This window comes from Selenomonadales bacterium 4137-cl (assembly GCA_032334055.1).
In the GTDB taxonomy this organism is placed as follows: domain Bacteria; phylum Bacillota; class Negativicutes; order Sporomusales; family UBA7701; genus Anaeroselena; species Anaeroselena agilis.
Window position 1 is genome coordinate 3,795,883 of the sequence record JAUOZS010000001.1, and the last position, 19,567, is coordinate 3,815,449.

Annotated in this window: 16 protein-coding genes; 14 read left to right on the forward strand and 2 right to left on the reverse strand. The window is 56.3% G+C overall.

All coding sequences use genetic code 11. From position 1 onward, the window contains the following. Positions 1-20: 20 nt before the first annotated feature. From Q4T40_19645 to Q4T40_19680, 8 genes are all read left to right on the forward strand, one after another. Positions 21-980 (forward strand): 3-hydroxyacyl-CoA dehydrogenase family protein, encoded by a 960-nt coding sequence (locus Q4T40_19645; protein ID MDT8903446.1) that lies wholly within the window; start codon positions 21-23, stop codon positions 978-980. A gap of 115 nt (positions 981-1,095) precedes the next feature. Beyond that, the gene (locus tag Q4T40_19650; GenBank protein ID MDT8903447.1) at positions 1,096-1,920 is read left to right on the forward strand and encodes a 3-keto-5-aminohexanoate cleavage protein; all 825 of its coding nucleotides are present in this window, start codon (positions 1,096-1,098) and stop codon (positions 1,918-1,920) included. Between the two features lie 64 nt (positions 1,921-1,984). Beyond that, complete coding sequence (locus Q4T40_19655) at positions 1,985-3,184, forward strand: thiolase family protein (protein ID MDT8903448.1); 1,200 nt, start codon at positions 1,985-1,987, stop codon at positions 3,182-3,184. Positions 3,185-3,203: 19 nt separating this feature from the next. Further along, entirely contained in the window at positions 3,204-4,595 is a 1,392-nt protein-coding gene (locus Q4T40_19660) for a sodium:solute symporter family protein (GenBank protein ID MDT8903449.1), read from the forward strand. A 48-nt stretch (positions 4,596-4,643) separates the two neighbouring features. After that, positions 4,644-5,552 carry a phosphate acyltransferase gene (locus tag Q4T40_19665; GenBank protein MDT8903450.1) on the forward strand — a complete coding sequence of 303 codons (909 nt, stop codon included), beginning with the start codon at positions 4,644-4,646 and terminating at the stop codon, positions 5,550-5,552. Positions 5,553-5,615: 63 nt separating this feature from the next. Then, complete coding sequence (gene buk, locus Q4T40_19670; GenBank protein ID MDT8903451.1) at positions 5,616-6,698, forward strand: butyrate kinase; 1,083 nt, start codon at positions 5,616-5,618, stop codon at positions 6,696-6,698. 80 nt (positions 6,699-6,778) lie between these two features. After that, positions 6,779-7,627 (forward strand): methyl-accepting chemotaxis protein, encoded by an 849-nt coding sequence (locus tag Q4T40_19675; GenBank protein ID MDT8903452.1) that lies wholly within the window; start codon positions 6,779-6,781, stop codon positions 7,625-7,627. Between the two features lie 43 nt (positions 7,628-7,670). Next, on the forward strand, positions 7,671-8,414 hold the full coding sequence (locus tag Q4T40_19680; GenBank protein ID MDT8903453.1) for an SDR family NAD(P)-dependent oxidoreductase: 744 nt from the start codon (positions 7,671-7,673) through the stop codon (positions 8,412-8,414). A 63-nt stretch (positions 8,415-8,477) separates the two neighbouring features. On the opposite strand, the gene Q4T40_19685 is transcribed toward Q4T40_19680, so the two are convergent. Next, positions 8,478-9,032, reverse strand: a complete 555-nt coding sequence (locus Q4T40_19685; GenBank protein MDT8903454.1) for a PadR family transcriptional regulator — start codon at positions 9,030-9,032, stop codon at positions 8,478-8,480. Between the two features lie 165 nt (positions 9,033-9,197). On the opposite strand from Q4T40_19685, the gene Q4T40_19690 reads away from it, so the two are divergent. Beyond that, positions 9,198-11,147, forward strand: a complete 1,950-nt coding sequence (locus tag Q4T40_19690; GenBank protein MDT8903455.1) for an FAD-dependent oxidoreductase — start codon at positions 9,198-9,200, stop codon at positions 11,145-11,147. Between the two features lie 60 nt (positions 11,148-11,207). On the opposite strand, the gene pyc is transcribed toward Q4T40_19690, so the two are convergent. Then, positions 11,208-14,693, reverse strand: coding sequence for a pyruvate carboxylase (gene pyc, locus Q4T40_19695; GenBank protein MDT8903456.1), 3,486 nt, complete (start codon positions 14,691-14,693; stop codon positions 11,208-11,210). Positions 14,694-15,106: 413 nt separating this feature from the next. Between pyc and Q4T40_19700 the strand changes: the two genes are divergently transcribed. From Q4T40_19700 to Q4T40_19720, 5 genes are all read left to right on the forward strand, one after another. Continuing rightward, positions 15,107-15,724: a hypothetical protein gene (locus tag Q4T40_19700; protein ID MDT8903457.1), complete on the forward strand. Its 618-nt coding sequence runs from the start codon at positions 15,107-15,109 to the stop codon at positions 15,722-15,724. Between the two features lie 416 nt (positions 15,725-16,140). Beyond that, positions 16,141-17,352: a hypothetical protein gene (locus Q4T40_19705; protein ID MDT8903458.1), complete on the forward strand. Its 1,212-nt coding sequence runs from the start codon at positions 16,141-16,143 to the stop codon at positions 17,350-17,352. Between the two features lie 34 nt (positions 17,353-17,386). Beyond that, positions 17,387-18,151 (forward strand): cyclase family protein, encoded by a 765-nt coding sequence (locus Q4T40_19710; GenBank protein ID MDT8903459.1) that lies wholly within the window; start codon positions 17,387-17,389, stop codon positions 18,149-18,151. Positions 18,152-18,187: 36 nt separating this feature from the next. Continuing rightward, positions 18,188-19,057: a xanthine dehydrogenase family protein subunit M gene (locus tag Q4T40_19715; GenBank protein ID MDT8903460.1), complete on the forward strand. Its 870-nt coding sequence runs from the start codon at positions 18,188-18,190 to the stop codon at positions 19,055-19,057. 4 nt (positions 19,058-19,061) lie between these two features. Then, positions 19,062-19,559: a (2Fe-2S)-binding protein gene (locus tag Q4T40_19720; protein MDT8903461.1), complete on the forward strand. Its 498-nt coding sequence runs from the start codon at positions 19,062-19,064 to the stop codon at positions 19,557-19,559. The last annotated feature ends 8 nt before the right edge of the window (positions 19,560-19,567 follow it).

Below are 19,567 nucleotides of genomic sequence, written 5' to 3' on the forward strand. Positions count from 1 at the left end.
CTAGAGAAAGGGGTCTAATCGTGAACATAAATGATGTAAAGAAAGTCGCCGTTCTTGGCACCGGGACGATGGGTTCCGGGCTGGCGCAGGTTTTCGCTGCGGCGGGCTACAAAGTGCAGTCCTACGATATTTCCCCCAAAGCGCTGGAGACATCAAGCACGGTGATAAAAACCAGTCTTAATACCTTCGTCGAATTGGGGCTGATGCCGGAAAGCCGGATCGAAGAAGTGCTGGCGAATATAGCGACGACAACGTCCCTAGAACAGGCGGTCGGTGACGCGGACCTGATCGTCGAAGCAATTATCGAAAAAATCGACGCCAAGAAGGAAATCTATCAGAAAGTCGATGCTCTTTGTCCTGCCAATGCGGTCATTGCGAGTAACACTTCCTTTTTGAATATCTTTGAAGTCATGCCGGAACGCCGGCAGCCTAACGCGGCAATCGCCCACTTTTTCGCCCCGGCCCATATTATTCCCCTGGTAGAAGTCGTCAAGGGGGAAAAGACCTCTGAAGAAACGGTAAATATGCTGGTGGATATTTTGCGCAAGGCGGATAAAGTGCCGGTAGTAATGGAAAAGTTCGTTCCCGGGTTTTGCATCAACCGGATGCAGCGGATAATCGGTCGGGAAGTATTCTTCCTGCTCGATAATGGCTACATAACCCCCGAAAACCTCGATTTGGCGGTCAAGGCCAGCCTGATACCGCGAGCGATGGTGCTGGGCTTCGTGCAGCGCTACGACTTCACCGGTCTGGACCTGAGCGCGATGAACCTGGAGAACAAGGGCTTCCTCGAAGCGCCACACGACAACTCTCCCAAGAGCCTGTTCGACAGAGTCAAAAAAGGCGATTACGGCGTAAAAACCGGCAAAGGCTTCTTCGATTACAGCGGCAGAAAAATGGAAGAAGTCCTGAAAAAAAGAGACGAGGAACTTATCCGGGTTTTTGAATCGGTCAAGGACCTGATTTACAAAAAAATATAAGGCCCCGGAACAGCCGCGCCTCGCAGGAAAAACCGGCGGAGAAAGCGGCTACGGATGCCGGGGAGCCGCAATTTTCCCTGAGGAAAGGTGATCGATTATTAATAAGAAGCTGATTATTACCGCCGCTCTGTGTGGCGCGGGCACGACAAGAGCTTTATCCCCGCATGTGCCTCTCACTCCCGATGAAATCGCCGCCGATGCCGTTGCCTGCGTAAAGGCCGGCGCATCAATCGTCCACATTCATGTACGCGACGAACAGGGCAATAACAGCATGGCGACAGAACTGTTCGTTGAAGTAGTGGGCAAGGTTCGAGCCGCTGTCGCCGCCGCCGGGCTCGACGTCGTCCTCAACCTGACGACCTCCGGCAGCAAGTGGCCCGAAGATGTACGCGTCGCGCACCTCCCGGTGCTGATGCCGGAAATGTGCTCCTATGACCCCGGGTCGATGAATTGGGCCAACAGTTATGTTTTCCTGAACACCCCCGCCTTTCTGGAAAAACTCGGCGCCGTCTGCCAGGAGCTTCAGATCAAGCCCGAAATCGAGATATTCGACGCGGGCATGCTCGGCAATGTCGAGTATTATCTCAAAAAAGGCGTCCTGAAACCGCCCTGCCATTATCAGTTCGTGCTCGACGTACCCGGCGGGATGCCGGGCAACATCGAGAGCCTCGCGTACCTGTTGCCCAAGCTTCCTCAGGGCTCGACCTGGTCGATAACAGGCATCGGCAAGAGCCATGTGCCGATGATGCTGGCCGGTCTTGCCGCGGGGTGCGACGGGCTGCGCGTAGGGCTTGAGGACAACGTCTTCCTGGAAAAGGGCGTCCACGCCACGAACGCCCAACTCGTGGAGAGAGCTGTCGAACTGGGCAAAGTGGTGGGCAGGCAGATAGCGACTGCGGAAGAGACGCGGCAGATTCTGGGCTTGAAAAAGCACCGGTAGATACTTATATCCGCGACCGGCCGCCCCTGGGGACTTGCCGCACAAAAAGTATGAGGTGAATAACGTGAAAGACGTAGTAATCGTCGACGCTTGCCGCACGGCGGTCGGCAATATGGGCGGCAGTCTGAAGCCCCTAACGCCAGATGACCTCGCCCGTGCCGTCATGGCCGGCATACTCGGAAGAACAGGCATCGAACCGGCGCTGGTCGACGAAGTCGTTTTGGGCCATTGCCGCCAGAGCTCCGACAATCCCAATATCGCGCGCCTAGCTGCCCTCATGTGCGGCATCCCGGAGGAAGTGCCGGCTTACACCGTCATGCGCCAGTGCGCTTCCGGCATGACCGCCGTTGCCGACGGGACGATGGCGATTCAAACCGGACAGAACGATATCGTGCTCGCCGGCGGCACCGAGAGCATGAGTAATTCGATATTCTATTTCCGCAACGCGCGCTACGGGCTGGGGGTAGGCAACAGGGAGCTGCTCGATTCCGTGACTGAAGTTCAGTTTTGCTCTCAGCCGCAAGACATCTACGGCCGGTTCAACATGGGCATGACCGCCGAAAACGTGGCAGAACGCATGAATATCAGCCGGGAGGACCAGGACGCTTTTGCGTACCGGTCGCAGGTGAAAGCGGCCGCAGCCATTGCGGCCGGGCGGTTTAAAGATGAAATCGTGCCGGTGACAGTGCCGCAGGGCCGCAAAAAGGAACCGATCGTATTTGACACCGACGAATTTCCCCGGGCGACTTCCCTTGAGGCACTGGCGAAATTAAAGCCGGTTTTTCGCACCGACGGGAAAGGCTCCGTAACTGCCGGCAATTCGTCGGGGCGCAACGACGGCGCTTCCGCCCTGCTGCTGATGTCGGGCGAAAAAGCGCATCAGCTTGGCCTTAAGCCTATGGCTGTCATACGCGGTTTCGCCGCGGCGGGCGTCGATCCGCGGGTAATGGGTCTAGGCCCCATTCCGGCGACCAAAAAAGCGTTGAAAATAGCCGGCCTATCGCTTGCCGACATACAGCTCATCGAACTGAACGAAGCTTTTGCCGCCCAGTCGCTGGGCTGCATCCGCGAACTTGATTTTAACCCCGAAATCGTCAACGTCAACGGTGGCGCTATCGCGCTCGGGCACCCGGTGGGCAGCTCCGGCTCGCGGATCATCGTTACCCTCGTCCACGAGATGCGCCGTCGCGGTCTTAAGTATGGACTTGCCACCTTATGCGCCGCCGGCGGTATGGGGATGACCACTATCGTCGAAGCGGTGTAGCGGGAAAGGAGGCTATATTTTGTCGCTTTTGGGTACTGGTCACATTGTCGGCATTGTTGTCACACTTGCCCTCGTCTCGGCGGTAGGCATCTATGCCGGACGCAAGGTTAAATCGGCAGCCGACTTTTCCACCGGCAATCGCAGCGTTTCGCCAGCCCTTGTTGCCGGTACCCTGATGGGAACGCTCGTAGGCGGAGCCTCAACGATAGGCACGGCCCAACTGGCTTTTAAGTTCGGTTTTTCCGCCTGGTGGTTCACGCTGGGCGCTGGAATGGCCGTCGCCATTATGGGCCTCTGGATGGTGCGGCCGCTGTGGGAAAGCGCGGTCGACACCCTGCCGCAATACCTGGTGAAAACTTACGGGGCAAATATCGGGCCGGTCTCAAGCGTATTTACGTCGATCGGTATTTTTTTTAACCTCATGGCCCAGGCGCTGGCGTTCTGTGCGCTGGTGACCTCGATGTTCCCCATGCAGCCGTCGCTGGCCGCCGTAATCGGACTAATACTTGTTCTCGCCTACGTTCTGTTCGGCGGTGTCTGGGGAACGGGGCTGACCGGGGTCGTAAAGCTGATTTTGCTTTATCTCGCCATGCTGGCCTGCGGCATTACCGCGTACGCAATGGCCGGCGGCGCGGAAGGCCTTATGGCCAAGCTGCCCGCGCACCCCTGGTTCTCCCTGTTTGGTCGCGGCGTCAGCAAGGATTTGGCTGCCGGGTTCTCCCTGATAGTGGGCGTTTTGTCCACCCAGACCTATTTTCAGGCGCTGTCGTCAGCCAAAAACGTTCCCGACGCCCGGAAAGGTGCCCTCGTTTCGGCGCTGCTCATTCCGCCGATCGGCATCGGCGGCGTTCTCGTCGGCCTGTACATGCGGATAAACTTCCCTGATACCGTCTCCAGCGAAGTGCTGCCGGTCTTCGTCCTCAAGTTTTTGCCGCCCGTTCCGGCAGGGGTGGTGCTGGCCACGCTGCTCATCTCGGTGGTCGGCACCTGGGCTGGGCTGACTTTGGGCATCTCAACAATGGTCACCAAGGATCTGTATCAGCGTTACATTTCTCCCCGGGGGGACGCCAAACAGGTACTGCTGGTTCAGCGCGGCATCATCGTGGCTATCTCCCTGGCTGTGTTGCTGTTCGTCAGCAGCAACGCCGGGAGCCTCATTCTGGGCTGGAGCTTCATGTCCATGGGGCTGCGCGGCTGCACCATCCTGCTGCCGCTCCTTGGCGCGATGTTCTTCCCCGGCCGGGTAACGCCCGCAGCCGGCATCGCCGCGGCGGTGCTGGGCCCGCTGACCAACTTCGCTTGGAAACTGGCATTCCCGGCGGGTATGGACCCGCTGTACCCCGGCCTGCTGGCCAGCTTGCTGGCGCTGGTCGCCATAAGCCTGCTAACCAGGAAAAACACTCCGGCATGAGCGTGCTCAGCCGGTATTGCTAGCATGTAGACAAGAAAGGGCAATGACATGATCTACCGGAATTTCGAACAGCTTATAGAAACTGTGCGGGCAAAAAGCAAGAAAAAGCGGACGGTGGCGGTTGTTGCCGCCCAGGACGGGCATACGCTGGAGGCCGTCGTCAAGGCTGCCGCCAAGGATGAAGTAATCGAGCCGTTGCTGGTCGGGGACAAAGAAGCGATCGAAAAACTCCTGACCGCCATGGGCGAACGCCCGGCGAACTATGAGGTCATTCACGCGGCAACGGCCGAAGACGCCGCCGTCGGGGCGTTGAAGCTCGTCAACGGCGGCCGGGCGGATTTCCTCATGAAGGGACTGATACCGACCGCCGGCTTAATGAAGGTTCTATTCAGCGACAACCAGTTCCGCGTAGGCAGCCTGCTGTCGCACCTGAGCATCATCCACATCCCCAACTACCACAAACTCGTAGGACTGACCGATGTGGCGCTGAACATCTGTCCCGACCTAAACCAGAAACGGGCGATCGTCGAAAACGCCGTTACGACAATGGCGCGTATGGGCTTCGACCCGCCTAAGGTCGCTATCCTGGCGGCGAGTGACGAGGTCAGCGCCAAAATGCCGGAAACGACCGATGCCGCCGAGCTGAAAAAGCTGAACGCGGCCGGTGAGTTGCCCGGCTGCCTGGTCGAGGGGCCGCTTTCCTACGATTTGGCGTTCAGCAAGGAAGCAGCCGCAATCAAAGGCCACAAGAGCCCGGTCTGCGGCGAGGTCGACCTGCTGGTGGTTCCCAATATCTCGGCCGGCAATATCCTTATCAAAGCCCTGCGCTACGCCGCAGGCGCAAGCAGCGCCGGAATAGTCGTCGGCGGCAGGGTGCCGATCGTACTCACCTCGCGGGCGGCGGAAACGGAAGCAAAACTGTTGCCGCTCATCCTCGCGGCTTCGGCCACCCTTTAGAAAGCAGGACAAGCTGTGGAGTATTCTGCCTGATCTCCATAAAATGCCGGAGGTAACCAGTTTATGCTCGAAAAAATGTACAAGATACTGTCGATAAACCCTGGCTCGACCTCGACCAAAATCGCGGTGTACGAAAACGAAAATGAACTGTTCCGCGGGTCGGTCGAGCACGATGTCGCGGAATTGTCCCGTTACAAAACAATGGTCGATCAGTTTGAAATGCGTATGGACGCCGTCATGTCCCGGCTGGTTGCCGCCAAATACCCCATCGGCGAGCTGGCGGCCGTGGCGGGACGGGGCGGAAAGCTTCCGCCGCTTAAGCAAGGCGCGTATCGGGTTAACAAAGCGATGGTCGATTTCCTCACCTACCGCCCCATTGACGACCACGCCTCGAACCTCGGGGCGCTCGTAGCTTATGAGATAGCATCCTCTCTCGGCATCCCCGCCTATATATACGACGCCGTCGTCGTCGACGAACTGGAGGAAGTCGCCCGTCTGTCAGGCATCCCGGAGATTACCAGAAGAGCATCCTGTCATGTCCTCAACATGCGAGCCGTCGCGATAAAAACGGCGAAAAAGTTCAATAAGAATCTGCGGGACATGAATGTTGTCGTTACCCACATGGGCGGCGGCATCACCGGTACGGTAATCAGCGGCGGGCGAATGATCGACGTTCTCACCGACGAGGAAGGGCCCTACTCGCCGGAGCGGGTAGGCCGCGTTCCTTGCCGCCAGCTGGTCGACCTGTGCTTTTCCGGCAAGCATGATCGGGCGTCGGCTACCAGGAGAATGCGCGGCAACGGCGGGCTCGTAGCCTATCTCGGGACTAACAAAGCATTGGAAGTGGAAGAGAAAATCAAGAACGGCGACAAGTACGCGGAATTGATATATTACGGGATGGCTTACCAGGTCGCCAAGGCCATCGGCGAACTTGCCACGGTGGTTAAAGGCAAGGTCGACGTGATTGTCCTAACCGGCGCGATCGCCCATTCCCGGATGATGACCGACTGGATCGTCGACCGGGTCGGCTTTATCGCTCCCGTGGAAATCATCCCCGGGGAAAACGAGCTTGAGGCGCTCGCTTTGGGTACGCTGCGCGTTTTGCGGGGCGAAGAGCAGGCCCATGAATTTACGGAGCCGGAGTGATCCGTGCGGCATTCAGGCCGGAAAGTGAACTCGACAGCCTTAAGAGGACAGCGGCTATCGGCTATGAGGGGTGATTAAACATGAGTGAAGAACAAAAAAACGCCATTCTGGAACACTTCCGCTACGTGTTGCCATTGCTGAACGACATTTGCGTGCAAGACCTCGGCATTGCCCTGACCGACCGGGAAAAATACCTGTTTTACAAACCCGGCAAAAAACTGGCGTTCAAGAGTGTGCCGAACAGGCCGGTGCAGCCGGGTTCGGCCGTGGCCAGGGCCCTGGAGGAAAAGCGCCGGGTAGTGATAAGAGCCGATAAATCGGTCTTCGGCGTTCCCTACATTGCCTCCGCCTTCCCGATAACGGACGACTCCGGGGAAGTGATCGGCTGTGCGGTCGCCACAGAGTCGGTCGAACTGCAGGACAAGATGATGGAAATGGCCAATACCCTCAACGAGAATATCGGCGTCCTGGCCAGCACTGTCGAAGAATTATCCGCTCAGGCCGAGGAGATCGCCAGTGTGTGCACCACTCTCGCGCAAAGCGTTCTCGATTCCCAGAACAGGGTAAAGGAAACAAACGGCATAATCGGCATAATGAAAGACATTGCCGGCCATATAAACCTTCTCGGTCTGAACGCGGCCATCGAAGCGGCCCGGGTCGGCGACGCCGGCCGCGGTTTCGGCGTGGTCGCCGAGGAAATCCGCAAACTGTCGACAGGCAGCGCCGATTCGATTAAAAAGGTCGAGCAGGTCGTGACAGCGATTCAGGCGGACAGCGACAATAACTATACCCAGCTTGTTCATGTCAATGAAGTTGTCAACCAAATCGCGGCAGCCATATCCCACGTGGCCGACGCGGTTCAGCAGTCCGGCGGTCTTGTTCGCGATCTGAACCAGTTGGCGGAAGACCTGAGTAAAGACGCGGACTAAGCCGTTTTCGAATTCGCGGTTGAAGCAACGGGAGATGGTTGTAATGAGGTTTACCGGCAAGGTAGCCGTAATAACCGGCGCCGGGCGGGGGATTGGCCGGGCGGCTGCGCTGGCGTTCGCGCGCGAAGGAGCAAAAGTGGCCCTCTGCGATGTAAACCAGCATGCCTGCGAAGAAGCGGTCGATGCCATAAGACGCTGCGGGGGCGAGGCGGTCGGCGAGCAAATCGACATAACCGACGGAAGCCGGGTAAAAGGCTTTATGGAAAGGGCTGCCGGGGAATTCGGCACCATCGATATCCTGGTCAACAACGCGGGGGTATTGAAGGATCGCCTGATAACGGACATGACCGAGGAGGACTGGGATTCAGTCGTTGACGTATGTCTGAAAGGCAGCTTCTTATGCTGCAAGTACGCCGTTCCCTACATGATCAAACAAAGCTACGGGAAAATAGTCAACCTTTCTTCGCGGGCTTACCTGGGCAATCCCGGACAGGTAAACTATTCGGCGGCAAAAGCCGGCGTTATCGGCCTGACCCGCGCTTTGTCGAAAGAGCTGGGTAAACACTACATCACCGTAAACGCCGTGGCGCCAAGCCTGGTTGCGACCGAGCTTGTGCTGTCGCACCCCAAATTCGCGCTGCTTCGGGACCTGCAGCTAAAGCAGACCCCCATTCCGCGCCTGGGCGAGACGGAAGATGTCATCAACGCCATATTGTTTTTGGCGTCCGACGAGTCCGCGTTCATCAGCGGGGATGTTTTACATGTTTCCGGCGGTCGAAAAGGCTAAATATGCCGTAAGCCCGGCTATCGCAAAAAATGTCATTGCCGTCGATCAGGCAATGACATTTTATTATTTGGAACGGGTCTCTATTTCCCGCATGCATTCTAACAGCCAGGCGACGTAAGCGCGCTCCCGCATGATGGCGCCTTTTAAAACAATATAGTCGCCGTAAAGCGGCGAAAGGATCTCTTCGACCTCCCGGGAATAGGGATGCTGCCTCATGGTCTCTTCCAGCTTAGCCAATTTCGTTTTTCGTTGATCGAGCTGATAACCGAATTGCCGCAGGAGATCCTCTTTACTCATGGCTTCGACGAAATAGGCTTTCAGACGGAAGATATCTTTGGGCGTAGGCTCCGGGCGCTCCTGTTTGGACAGCCAGCTGAAAAAAGCTTTTCTTCCGGCTTCCGTAATCGAGTAAAGCTTTTTTTCCAGTTTCTCGCCCTGGATAACCGTTTCGTAGGTCACCAGGCCCTCGGCGGTCAGTTTTTTCAACTCCGGATAGAGCTGACTGTGCCGCGCATGCCAAAAATTCGCCAACCCCAAGTTAAACGCTTTCATCAGATCGTAGCCAGTCATCGGATCCCTGTTTATCAGGCCCAAAACCGCGTATTTCAATGTACGCATGCCTTAAAACATCACCCCTATTCATATGACTGCAATATAAACATATACATGTAACAATTGACATGTTTGTATAATTAATATAAATTATAAATAGCCGAAATACAAGTCCGAAGCGAAAAAACTCGCAAACTTCACCGCAAAATAACCTTCGAGGAGAATGGCAGAATGCGAAGAAAATACCCAAACCTATGCAAACCGATCAAAATCGGCAATGTTGTTTTCCGCAACAGAATGTTTTCCGCTCCCATGGGCGGCACGGACATTACCGCCGATTGCACTATCGGCCGCGCCTCGACGGCTTTTTATGAGCTGCGGGCCAAGGGCGGAGCAGGAGCGGTTACGGTAAGCGAATGCATGGTGCACCCCGAAACGGACGGCTCTCACGCCTTTCATCTCGACCTGCATACTCCCGGTTCGCTCGCGAGCTTCACCTACACCGCCGATGCCATTCGCCGCCACGGCGCAATCGCCAGTGTCGAACTGTCCCATTCCGGGCAGTATGCGGGAACATATCTGACCGACAAGGACAAGAAGCGGGGCCTTGCCCAGTGGGGGCCGAGCGCCGGCGTCCGTCCCGACGGGCTGGAAGTAAAAGAGCTTACCGAAGAAATAATCGCCGACATTGTTGCCGCTTACGGCAATTGCGCCGCGCTGGCCAAAAGAGCCGGCTTTGAGCTGATCATGGTCCATGGCGGACACGGATGGCTGATCAATCAGTTCCTGTCTCCCTATTTTAACCGCAGGACGGATCAGTACGGCGGATCGCTGGAAAACAGGGTGCGTTTCGCGCGGGAAGTTCTCGACAGTGTCCGCAAGGCGGTCGGGCCCGGCTTTCCGATCGAATTCAGAATGAGCGGTTCGGAATTGTTCGAAGGCGGGTACGATCTTGCGGAGGGCGTCGAAATCGCCAGACTGCTCGAATCGCGCATCGACTTGCTGCACATATCAGCCGGCACTTACCAGCGCGGCTTCAGCACAACCCATCCCTCAATGTTCGTACCTCATGGATGCAATGTTTATCTCGCCGCCGAGATCAAAAAGCACGTAAGCGTGCCAGTAGCGACGCTGGGCGGCTTGAACGATCCGGCAATGATGGAGGAAATCATCGCCAGCGGCAAAGCGGATGTCGTCGAGATGGCCCGCGCCCTGCTGGCCGATCCGGAACTGCCCAGAAAAATAATGAGCAACAGGGACGAAGACATCGTCAAATGTCTGCGCTGCTTCACCTGCATGGCCGAGCGGGCGGTCACCTCCACAAGGCGTTGCGCCGTAAACCCGCTGATCGGCCGGGAACTCGACGGGACGGAAATCGTTCCCGCCGCGCGGCCGTGCAAGGTTATGGTCGCGGGCGGCGGGCCGGGCGGTCTGAAAGCCGCGATTACCGCCGCCAGACGGGGTCATAAGGTAATCCTCTGCGAAAAGACCGGCGAGCTCGGCGGCATCTTGAAGGGGGAACAGGCGATCCCGTTCAAATACGAAATGTACCAACTGGGCGTTACACTCGGAAAGTTGGCGGCGGACGCCGGTGTCGAGGTACGTCTGAACACCGCGGTTACCAAAGAGTACGCCGAAAAGGAAAATGTCGACGCGCTGATTGTCGCGATCGGGTCCGAACCGCTCGTTCCCCCGATTCCGGGCTTGCAGGCCGAAAACGTGATTATCGTCAACGACTATTATTTGAAGAAAGATATGGTCGGCGACCGGGTGGTCGTCTTGGGCGGCGGCCAGGCGGGCTGCGAAGCGGCGATTCATCTTGCCCGCGAAGGCAAGGAAGTGCATCTCGTGGAAATGCGGGCGGAACTGGCCCCGGACGCGAACATCAGGCATCGGCCGATACTGCTCGGCGAAATCGACAAGCTCAAGATTCACGTCCATACGGGCTGCAAGGCGACGCGGGTTACGCGGGAAGGAATCTTCTGCGCCGCGGCAAACGGCGATGAGCGTTTTGTTGCGGGCGCCACGGTGATCTGCGCGCTCGGTCAGCAAGCCCGCAGAAAAGAAGCGGAAGAACTGGTCGACTGTGCGCCTTATGTAGCGCAGATCGGCGATTGTGTCCGCGCGTCCACCATAACGACCGCGATCTATCAAGGATACCACGCCGCCCTAGACATTTGATGCAATAACAGTGACGCCGAGGGCCCTGCTGGCAGCAGCAGGGCCCTCGGCGTCACTGTTTTATCGCGGGAATTTCTTCGGCTCCTCCTGGTCGGCGAGGCTGACGGGAGGACGCTCGAGGCTCAGGAGCAAATCGCCGGTTTCGATATGTTCGCCCGGCTTGACGTAAATTTCTTTCACAAAGCCGTGTATCGGCGCCTGGATGGACGTTTCCATCTTCATGGCCTCGGTGGCGATAAGCGGGGTTCCCTTTTTCACCTTCGTCCCCTTCTCGACAAGTATCTTGACCACCGTGCCGGACATCGAGGCTCCCACCTGTTCGGGGTTGGCCGGGTCGACCTTGGTGCGTTGGGCGGCAACCGCCTTGACGCTCTTGTCGCGGACGACGATCTCCCGCAGCAGGCCGTTCAGTTCAAAGCCTACGATCCGTTCACCCGCGGCGTTGGGCGATCCGACGGCCAGCAGTTTGATATACAGGGTCTTGCCCTGCTCGATATCTACCCGGATCTCCTCGCCCGGCAGCATGCCGTAGAAAGCGGTGGGCGTATCCAGCAGAGATACGTCGCCGTACTCGCGGATAAAAGACAGCCAGTCGGTGAACACCTTTGGATACAGCGCATAGGAGGAAAGGTCTTTCTCACTGACCGGGCGCTCAAGAAGCGGCTCAATCACCTCTCGGATCTTGGCGAATTCGGCCGGGGGCAGCAGCTCGCCGGGGCGGCAGGTGATCGGCTTCCGGCCCTTCAGGACCAGCGTCTGCAGTTTGGGGGGGAAGCCCTGATAGGGCTGGCCGATCTGGCCTTCGAAAAACTCGATGACCGACTGCGGAAAACTGAGCAGTTCCCCTTTTTCGTAAATGTTCTCTTCCGTGAGGCTGTTTTCGACCATGAACAGCGCCATATCGCCGACCACCTTGGAGGATGGTGTCACCTTGATGATATCGCCGAACATATCGTTCACCCGGCGGTACATGACCTTGACTTCCTCCCAGCGCCCTTCCAGGCCGAGGGCCTTGGCCTGCTGCTTGAAATTGCTGTACTGGCCGCCCGGCATTTCATGCTCGTAAACCTCCGGGTTCGGGAAAAACAGCTTGGAATCGAAGTCGGTATAATAGCTGCGGACATCCTCCCAATAATGGGACAGCTCGGTCAAGCCGCGAATACCGACATCCGGCTGGCGCTCGTGCCCGCTCAGGGCGTAGTAAAGGCTGTTGGCGCTCGGCTGGGAGGTTGAGCCTGCCAGCGAGGAAATGGCCACATCGACGATATCGACCCCGGCATCGATGGCCCGGGCATAAGTATAGATGCCGTTGCCGCTGGTATCGTGGCAGTGGAGGTGCACAGGCACCGACACCGCCTCCTTGATGGCCGTCACCAGCCGGTAAGCGGCTTCCGGCTTCAGCAGGCCGGCCATGTCCTTGATGCCGAGGATGTGTGTCCCGGCCTTTTCCAGTTCCTTGGCCATCGTTACATAATAATCGAGGTCATACTTGCTGCGCCGCGGGTCGAGGATGTCGCCGGTATAGCAAAGCGATGCTTCGGCGACTTTCCCGGCATCGCGGACGGCCTCGATCGCCACCCGCATGCTTTCCAGCCAGTTGAGGCTGTCGAAAATCCTGAAAACATCTATCCCGGCCGCCGCCGACTGGGCGATAAAGTGACGGACGACGTTGTCGGGATAGTTGGTGTAGCCGACCGCGTTGGCGGAGCGGAGGAGCATCTGGAACAGGATGTTGGGGGTCTTCGCCCGCAGGGCCGCCAGGCGTTCCCACGGGTCCTCGCGGAGAAACCGGTAAGCGACGTCAAAGGTGGCCCCGCCCCACATTTCCAGCGAAAACAGGTTGGGCAGCAGGCGCACCGTGGGATCGATAACCTTGACCATATCGTACGTGCGCATGCGGGTGGCCAGCAGGGACTGATGGGCGTCGCGCAGCGTCGTGTCGGTAAGCAGCACCTTTTTCTGCTCTTTAACCCAGGCAATCAGGCCGTCTACGCCTTTTTCCTCCAGGATCTGCTTACTGCCGGCCGGGATATCGTCGCACGGCGCCTGAGGCATGCGCGGTGTGGGAAAGACGGGTTTTTCCCGCCGGCCGAGGCCCTCGTAACCGTTCACGATGATATTGCCGAGGTGCTTCATCACCTTGGTCGCCCGGTCCTTCGGCGGCGTGAAAACGAAAAGCTCTGGCGAAGTATCGACGAAAGCCGTGTCGTAGGTACCGTAGAGAAACTTCTCGTGACTTATCACGTTTTTCAGGAAGGGAATATTGGTTTTGACGCCCCGGACCCGGAACTCCTCCAGGCAGCGCTTCATCTTCGCGATTGCCGCCTTGCGGGTCAGGCCCAGGGTTGATGCCTTAACCAGCAGCGAGTCGTAGTATGGCGTAATAACCGAGCCGCTGTAGGCGTTGCCGGCGTCCAGGCGCACGCCGAAGCCGCCGCCGCTGCGGTAAGTGACGATCTTGCCCGTGTCCGGCCGGAAATTGTTGGCGGCGTCTTCGGTAGTCACCCGGCACTGGATCGCATGACCGTGGCAGTGGACCGCCTCCTGCGACGGGATGCCGATCTCCTCACTGCCGAGAGGCAGGCCGTCGGCGATCAGCAACTGCGCCTGGACAATATCCCGGCCGGTGATCATCTCGGTAATCGTATGCTCAACCTGGATGCGCGGATTGACTTCGATAAAATAGAACTTGTTATCCGGCGTAACCAGAAACTCCACCGTGCCGGCGTTTACATAGCCGACTTTTTTCATCAGCTTCACGGCCGCATCACAGATCTCGCGGCGGAGCGAGTCCGGCAAGCCGACCGCCGGCGCCACTTCTACAAGCTTCTGATGCCGGCGCTGAACCGAGCAGTCCCGCTCGAAAAGATGAACGATATTGCCGTAGCGGTCGCCGAGAATCTGTACCTCGATGTGCTTGGGGTGAGCCAGCAGCTTCTCCAGGTAAACCTCGTCGCTGCCGAAGGCCGCTTTAGCCTCCGAGCGGGCCCGCTGATAGGCCTCTTCCAGCGAAGCCGCCTCGTTGACGATGCGCATTCCGCGGCCGCCACCGCCCGATACCGCCTTGATTATCAGGGGGAAACCATGTTGCCGGGCGAAAGCTTTCACTTCCTCCAGGCCGGATACGGGGCCGTCGCTGCCGGGTATCATCGGAATACCGGCGGCCTTCGCCTGCTCGCGGGCATTTATCTTATCGCCGAACATAATCAGGTGCCGTAGCTCGGGTCCGATAAAGATCAGGTTTTCCTCGGCGCACCTTTTGGCCAGTGCGGCGTTTTCCGATAAGAAGCCATAGCCGGGATGGACGGCGTCGACATCGTTTTCCTTGGCAATCTTGATAATGCCCTCGATATCGAGATAAGCCTCGACCGGCCCTTTTCCCTCGCCGATCAAATAAGCCTCATCCGCTTTATAACGGTGGAGGGAAAGCACATCCTCCTGGGAGTATATCGCGACGGTGCGGATCCCCAGTTCATTGCAGGCCCGGAAAATCCGGATGACAATTTCACCGCGATTGGCGACCAGTACCTTTTTGATCCGGTTCATAAAAAGTCTCGCTCCTTTTTTCTCCATCCCCATGTGTAATAATTTAACAGACAAACGAAAGTCTATCACAATTTATTGTTTCATTCAACACTTTTGGGGCCGACCGGGCAAGTATACCAAGATACTGTATACACGCGCCCGCATGCAAAGAACTTTTGCCTCTCGCAGGAGACAATAGTTCGGATGCCCCCGCCCGCGCTGCAGGACGGCTCATGTCCGGCTATGCTAAAGCCGCGGTGAATACCGTGGTTTAAGCGTATTTTGGGGGAAATCACCCTTAAGGGTGATAGACGATCAGCCGGGCGAGCCTTATGATAAAAACTACTAACAACCCATTAATTAATTAGTAAGTTGTTAGCTTGTGAAAAACTCCGGTCGAAATCAGCAGCTGGAAAAGTAAAAGGAGGCATACTGTGAAGAAGAAGTTTATGACCACTTGCCTGTACGCCCTGGTGTTCGCGCTGGTGGTGCAGGTCGCTTTCGTCGCCGGCGCCGAGGCATCGTCCCGCTACCTCGCACGCGATACCAGCCTGAAGTATAAGCCCGGCTGGTCCGCCACCTTTAAAGGCGGTACGACGGTATATCTGGATGGCCATGGCTTTGTTACGTCGGGCGTTCTCCGCAATGACACCTCTTTAAGCTACAAGTCCGGCTGGTCCGCCACCTTTAAGGCCGGCAGCATGGTAGGCTTTGGCGACGGCGGCTATGTCCGTTCCGGAGTGCTGCGCAACGACACCTCTTTAAGCTACAAGCCCGGCTGGTCGGCCACCTTCAGAGCCGGAAGTTCCATTTCCTTCCGCAGCGACGGCCATGTCAAAGCCGGGTATCTAAGCCACGACACGTCGCTTAGCTACCGGTCCGGCTGGTCAGCCACCTTTGCGCGCGGACACGCCGTCTCATTCTACAATAACGGCTACGTCCGTTCCGGGGTGCTGAGAAACAATACCTCGCTAGCGTACGCGCCCGGCAAAAGCCGCACCTACCGGGCCGGACAACGCGTATCCTTCGATTCCCGGGGCTATGCGAACTAAAAAATATTAAGACCGCGGCACGAAGCCGCGGCCTTTCTCCTTTTGCGGGCACAGGCTGGGAACCTCTTATTATTAAAACAGGTGTACTGACTTTAAGGCAATTGGCATTTAACAAAATCCAGTCAGCAGCCCGCACCCCGAGAAACTTTTTGAAGCATAAGTTTGCCGAATCGGCAAACCTATGCTTCATTTCTTGTTTGGCAAACAAATAAAAAAAGTTCTTTGTATTAGCAGGAGAATCAGAATACGCATCAAATCATATATCATATATAATATATCATATATGATGGCGGGTAAAACGCCATAGTTGTTACAGGTCCGTATTTCCGGCAAGAGAAAGGTGTATTGCGAGGTATCACTTAGCTGAAACTTACGTTAGGTTAATTGTAATTATTATTCACAACGGAGGAGAAGAAATGGCCAACAATCATTACAAAGAAAACGCGTGGTGGGCAAGTCCTTACAATGACCATGAGTTAGTGAGGAAAAGAATTGAAAAGGCACCGAAAGTAGAAATTCACGATGCTACGTTGCGAGATGGCGAGCAAACTCCTGGTGTGGTTTTTTCGGTAGATGATAAAATTCGGATTGCCGAAAAGTTGGACGAGGTGGGTATTGAACGCATAGAGGCGGGTATGCCGGCCGTATCCAAAGACGACTATGAAGCTATCAAGGCTATATGTAAACGTAATTTAAAGGCAAAGATATTCACTTTTGCCCGTGCAATGAGAGAGGACATCGACAAGGCGGTAGACTGCGGAGCCTATGGGGTTGTCATTGAGGTTCCGATTGGTTATCCTAAACTAAAATACCAGTTTAAATGGACATGGGAGAATGTACTTGAAAAGAGCATGGACTGCATCAACTATGCTAAGAGTCAGGGCCTTTATGCGGTCTATTTCCCATACGACACCACCCGGGCTCGGGAAGAAGATTTAGCGCATCTTCTAACTGGAATCATGAAAAACTCTCCTCCCGACTCGGTGGGGGTAGTTGACACAATGGGATGTGCCCTACCTGAAACCATTCAGTACATGGTGAAAAAGGTAAAGGCATTAACGGGCGGGCTCCCGGTGGAGGTCCATACTCATAACGATTTCGGCATGGCGGTGGCCACTCAGTTGGCGGGTGTGGCCGCAGGCGCGGAGGTAATTCATTCCTGTGTCAACGGCCTGGGCGAGCGAACGGGCAATGCCGCCGCCGAGGAGCTGATGGTAGCTTTAAAAATTCTCTATGGAACAGACAACGATTACAAGCTGGATAAACTGATGGACCTTTGTCAACTGGTTGAGAATATCTCCGGGGTCCGTCTGGCGGATAACAAACCAGTGGCCGGCAAAAGGAATTATACTCGCGAATCAGGCATCGGCGTCGACTTGGTCATCAAAGAGCCGCTGGCGATGTTTGCGACCGACCCAAGGTTTTTTGGCCGGGAAGGCGATATTGTTTTAGGTAAAAAGAGTGGCAAAGCGTCAATCGAATACTATTTGGACAAGCTTGGTATCCAGCTTTCCGGTACAGCTGTGGTAGAGGTGCTGAAACAGGTTAAAGACAGGGGGGCCGAGAAACGTGGCCTACTGAGCCTGGACGAATTTAAAAGTATTGTCGCGTCTTATGAAAAGGGCTGACAGTCAGAAATAATATGCTAGGGAGTGGTAGTAAATGAAAATTATTGACCTGAGTGTGTCACACTGCAATGATGCGACGGAGCCATTCGGGCCAAAGATAGAACACTCAGATCACTCTGCGGGCGCGCATCGTCTGGCTAAGATGGCCGGGATTGAGGCGAGCGACTTTCCCGATACTATGGCGTTGGCCACGGATTTTATTTCCGGTTCTGCTCATGCCGGCACGCATATAGATGCTCCGTATCATTACGGGCCGTTGTGCGAGGGTCGGCCGGCAAAGACGGTGGACCAGGTGCCGTTGGAGTGGTGCTATGGACCGGGAGTGGTCCTGGATATGCGCCACAAGGAGGCCGGCGCGGAGATCACGATCGAGGACATGAAGCATGCCCTCGGGAAGATCGGGTATGTTTTGAAACGTGGCGATATTGTACTTTTGCATACCGGCTGCGATAAGTACTGGGGAACTGATACGCCGACATATCTTGCCATGCAGTCGGGGCTTGGCATATCAGGGTTGAACTGGTTACTTGATCAGGGCATCCGCTGCATCGGGATCGATGCCTGGACGCTGGACCGGCCGGTTAACGCGATGGTAGCCGCGTACAAGCAGACAGGGGATAAAAACGAACTGTGGCCGACCCACATCCACGGCCGCAGGAGGGAGTATCTTCAGATCGAGAAACTGGCCAATCTGGAGATGTTGCCTCGGCCCTATGGCTTTACCATCAGCGCGTTACCGGTTAAATTACAAGGCTGTACGGCAGGCTGGTGCAGAGCCGTAGCCGTATTTGCCGATTAGGGCTGCGGCGTAAAGACTGATGGGGGAAGGGTGTCAATGAGCGGGTTTGGGTATGCCGAGCCGAGAACTGTGAGCGAAGCGCTGTCTCTGCTGCGCGTGTATGGCGCTTCGGCGGCGGTCCTGGCGGGGGGTACTGATGTAATAAATCAGATACATCTAGGTAAACGTACCCCCACGATGGTTATCAACATAAAAAAAATTGCTGATCTGCACGGGGAAATAATCGTGCGGCCGGACGGGGTCGAGATCGGCGCCCTGGCGACTCTGACAAAAGTCGCCGAGCATCCTGTGATACAGGAGCGGTTTGCCGCTTTAGCCGAAGCGGCGGTCAAAGTTGGGTCAAAGCAAGTTAGGAACAGAGGTACGCTGGCCGGAAATATTTGCAACGCCTCACCGGCAGCGGATACGGTGACCGGACTGCTGGTCTTTGACGCGGTCGTCAATGTTGTAACCGGCGATGAAGGCATGCGAGCTGTTCCCCTCGAGGAGTTTATTACCGGCCCCGGGCGGACAGTGTTGAGCAATGATGAGTTGGTGGCGAACGTTTTCTTGCCGTATCTGCCCACCCAAGCAGCTTCGACCTATAGTAAGCTGTCGCGACGCGAGGGCGTAGATTTAGCTACCGTAGGGGTAGCGGTTGCTGCGACTCAAGAGGGTGGGGCAAGAATTGCTCTCGGCGCTGTCGGTCCCAAGGCGTTCCGCGCTTCGCGGGCAGAAAACCTGTTAAAATCATTGGTGATCGCAGAAAAGACGATAAACGAGGCCATACGGACAATTTTGGAGGACGCGAAGCCGATTAGTGATTTGCGCGGCAGCAGGGAGTATCGGCTGGCGATGGTAGAAGCGCTGACGCGGCGAGCAATCAACGACGTTACCGCTAAGTTAATCGGATTGAAAGAGGACTGATAGCATGAGCGAGGCAGTGATACGGATAAAATTCCGGCTTAACGGCACTATGCGGCAGGCGGAGGTTTTGCCGCACCAGACATTGACTTCGCTAATCCGCGAACATTTCGGTCTCCTCGGTACAAAAATAAGCTGCGGAGAGGGAGAATGCGGAGCGTGTACGGTGATTCTTGATGGGAAAGCGGTAAATTCCTGTATAATCCTTGCTCCCGAGGTAGATGGCCGGGATGTGCTCACCATTGAGGGATTGTCAACGGATGGAGAATTGCATCCCATTCAAAAGGCGTTTATTGACGAGGGGGCAGTGCAGTGCGGTTTTTGTACTCCCGGAATGATAATGTCCACCAAAGCACTGCTGGATGAGCACCCTGAACCTACGGAAGAAATGGTGCGCGAAGCACTTGCCGGCAATCTTTGCCGTTGTACCGGATACCACCGGATTATCAACGCAGTGATGGCAGCGTCCAATAGCTGCAAATGCGGCGGTAAAGATTGCACTTAACAGGGTGG

Excerpts from the sequence above, each read along its gene's own strand:
- Q4T40_19715 (MDT8903460.1), top strand. The coding sequence starts at position 18,188 with ATGAGCGGGTTTGGGTATGCCGAGCCGAGAACTGTGAGCGAAGCGCTG.
- buk (MDT8903451.1), top strand. The coding sequence starts at position 5,616 with ATGCTCGAAAAAATGTACAAGATACTGTCGATAAACCCTGGCTCGACC.
- Q4T40_19685 (MDT8903454.1), bottom strand. The coding sequence starts at position 9,032 with ATGCGTACATTGAAATACGCGGTTTTGGGCCTGATAAACAGGGATCCG.
- pyc (MDT8903456.1), bottom strand. The coding sequence starts at position 14,693 with ATGAACCGGATCAAAAAGGTACTGGTCGCCAATCGCGGTGAAATTGTC.
- Q4T40_19665 (MDT8903450.1), top strand. The coding sequence starts at position 4,644 with ATGATCTACCGGAATTTCGAACAGCTTATAGAAACTGTGCGGGCAAAA.
- Q4T40_19705 (MDT8903458.1), top strand. The coding sequence starts at position 16,141 with ATGGCCAACAATCATTACAAAGAAAACGCGTGGTGGGCAAGTCCTTAC.
- Q4T40_19720 (MDT8903461.1), top strand. The coding sequence starts at position 19,062 with ATGAGCGAGGCAGTGATACGGATAAAATTCCGGCTTAACGGCACTATG.
- Q4T40_19680 (MDT8903453.1), top strand. The coding sequence starts at position 7,671 with ATGAGGTTTACCGGCAAGGTAGCCGTAATAACCGGCGCCGGGCGGGGG.
- Q4T40_19690 (MDT8903455.1), top strand. The coding sequence starts at position 9,198 with ATGCGAAGAAAATACCCAAACCTATGCAAACCGATCAAAATCGGCAAT.
- Q4T40_19675 (MDT8903452.1), top strand. The coding sequence starts at position 6,779 with ATGAGTGAAGAACAAAAAAACGCCATTCTGGAACACTTCCGCTACGTG.
- Q4T40_19710 (MDT8903459.1), top strand. The coding sequence starts at position 17,387 with ATGAAAATTATTGACCTGAGTGTGTCACACTGCAATGATGCGACGGAG.